Origin of the sequence: Pseudomonas sp. Sample_10 (assembly GCF_004321495.1) — a bacterium.
Lineage (GTDB): Bacteria > Pseudomonadota > Gammaproteobacteria > Pseudomonadales > Pseudomonadaceae > Aquipseudomonas.
Genome location: NZ_RCOE01000252.1, coordinates 1 through 2,598, shown reverse-complemented (window position 1 = coordinate 2,598; position 2,598 = coordinate 1). Strand labels below are relative to the sequence as shown.

The following is a 2,598-nucleotide window of genomic DNA, read 5'->3' as shown; positions in this document are numbered from 1 at the left end:
GAAATCCCCTCGCAGTCCGAGGTGAGTAAAGTAGTGATCGATGAAAGCGTTATAGAAGGCAAGTCCAAGCCACTGTATATCTATGAAAACAGTGAGCCTGCTGCCAAGGCCGCGCCAGACGCCTAAGCGTCACGCAGCCGGTACAAAGAAGGGGCCTTCGGGCCCCTTTGCTTTTTGCATGTTATTACACAGTCTTTGTGCTTGTTTTTTTTCAAGGCTGCCCCCATCTTGGTTTCAAGCTTACTTCCATCTGTTTCCGGCCTTATGGCCGCCGTAGAGGCGAAATCATGAAGACAACCATCGAATTGCCTCTCCTGCCATTGCGTGATGTCGTTGTGTATCCGCACATGGTTATCCCGCTGTTCGTGGGGCGCGAGAAATCCATCGAAGCCCTCGAGGCCGCGATGACGGGCGACAAGCAGATCCTTCTGCTGGCTCAGAGAAACCCTGCTGACGACGATCCCGGTGAAGACGCGCTTTATCGCGTGGGTACGATTGCTACCGTCCTGCAGCTGCTCAAGCTGCCTGACGGCACTGTCAAGGTTCTGGTCGAAGGCGAGCAGCGGGGCGCTGTGGAGCGCTTCAGCGAAGTGGACGGCCATTGCCGTGCCGAGGTCTCGCTGATCGACGAAGTTGACGCGCCAGAGCGCGAGTCGGAAGTGTTTGCCCGCAGCTTGCTGTCGCAGTTCGAACAATATGTGCAGTTGGGCAAGAAAGTCCCGGCTGAAGTCCTGTCGTCGCTCAACAGCATCGACGAGCCCGGGCGCCTGGTCGACACCATGGCCGCGCACATGGCGCTGAAAATCGAGCAGAAGCAGGAAATTCTCGAAATCATTGATCTGTCGGCCCGGGTCGAGCACGTTCTGGCGTTGCTGGATGCCGAGATCGACCTGCTGCAAGTCGAAAAACGCATTCGTGGTCGCGTCAAAAAGCAAATGGAGCGCAGTCAGCGCGAGTACTACCTGAACGAGCAGATGAAGGCCATTCAGAAAGAACTCGGCGACAGCGACGAAGGCCACAACGAAGTCGAAGAGCTGAAAAAGCGCATCGATGCCGCCGGCTTGCCAAAGGACGCACTGGCCAAGGCCACGGCCGAACTGAACAAACTCAAGCAGATGTCGCCAATGTCCGCGGAAGCGACCGTGGTTCGTTCGTACATCGACTGGCTGGTTCAGGTGCCGTGGAAGGCGCAGAGCAAGGTTCGACTGGACCTGGCGCGTGCAGAAGACATTCTGGATGCCGACCATTACGGTCTGGAAGAGGTCAAAGAACGCATCCTCGAATACCTCGCCGTGCAAAAGCGGGTGAAGAAGATTCGGGGTCCGGTGTTGTGCCTGGTCGGCCCTCCAGGCGTGGGTAAAACCTCGCTCGCGGAGTCGATCGCACACGCCACCAACCGCAAATTCGTGCGCATGGCCCTCGGCGGTGTACGCGATGAAGCGGAAATTCGTGGTCATCGCCGGACTTACATCGGTTCGATGCCAGGAAGATTGATTCAAAAGATGACGAAAGTCGGCGTTCGCAACCCGTTGTTCTTGCTCGACGAGATCGACAAGATGGGCAGCGACATGCGTGGCGATCCGGCATCGGCGTTGCTGGAAGTGCTCGATCCGGAGCAGAACCACAACTTCAACGATCACTATCTGGAAGTCGACTACGACCTGTCCGATGTGATGTTCCTGTGCACCTCGAACTCGATGAACATTCCGCCGGCACTGCTGGACCGGATGGAGGTGATCCGTCTGCCGGGCTACACCGAAGACGAGAAAATCAACATCGCCGTCAAGTATCTTTCGCCGAAGCAGATCACTGCCAACGGTTTGAAGAAAGGCGAGCTGGAATTTGACGCCGAAGCGATCCGCGACATCATTCGTTACTACACTCGCGAAGCCGGTGTGCGTGGGCTGGAACGTCAGATTGCCAAAGTCTGCCGCAAGGCGGTCAAAGAGCATGCGCTGGAAAAACGCTTCTCGGTGAAGGTTACTGCCGACGATCTGGAGCACTTCCTCGGCGTACGGAAATTCCGTTACGGCCTGGCAGAGCAACAGGATCAGATCGGTCAAGTGACCGGGTTGGCGTGGACCCAGGTGGGTGGCGAGTTGTTGACCATCGAAGCTGCTGTCGTGCCGGGCAAAGGGCAGTTGATCAAAACCGGATCGTTGGGTGACGTAATGGTCGAATCGATCACTGCGGCCCTGACGGTCGTGCGTAGCCGTGCCAAGAGCCTGGGCATTCCCCTGGACTTCCACGAGAAGCGCGACACTCACATCCACATGCCGGAAGGGGCTACGCCTAAAGACGGTCCTAGTGCCGGTGTAGGCATGTGCACGGCGCTGGTATCGGCATTGACCGGCATTCCTGTGCGCGCGGACGTGGCCATGACCGGTGAGATCACCTTGCGCGGGCAAGTGTTGGCGATCGGTGGTTTGAAGGAAAAACTGCTCGCCGCTCACCGCGGCGGAATCAAGACAGTGATCATTCCGGAAGAGAATGTTCGCGATCTGAAGGAAATTCCTGACAATATCAAGCAGGATCTACAGATTAAACCGGTTAAATGGATTGACGAGGTCCTGCAAATTGCGCTGCAATACGCGCCGG

The 2,598-nt window shown here is 56.9% G+C and carries 2 protein-coding genes; both read left to right on the top strand.

Annotated features, from left to right (window positions below; all coding sequences use genetic code 11):
* Nucleotides 1–126: hypothetical protein (locus tag D8U18_RS29135; protein ID WP_241664355.1), on the top strand; the 126-nt coding region annotated here is incomplete at its 5' end.
* A 161-nt stretch (nucleotides 127–287) separates the two neighbouring features.
* The coding region (gene lon, locus D8U18_RS25060; RefSeq protein ID WP_131108802.1) for an endopeptidase La at nucleotides 288–2,598 on the top strand (2,311 nt) is incomplete at its 3' end.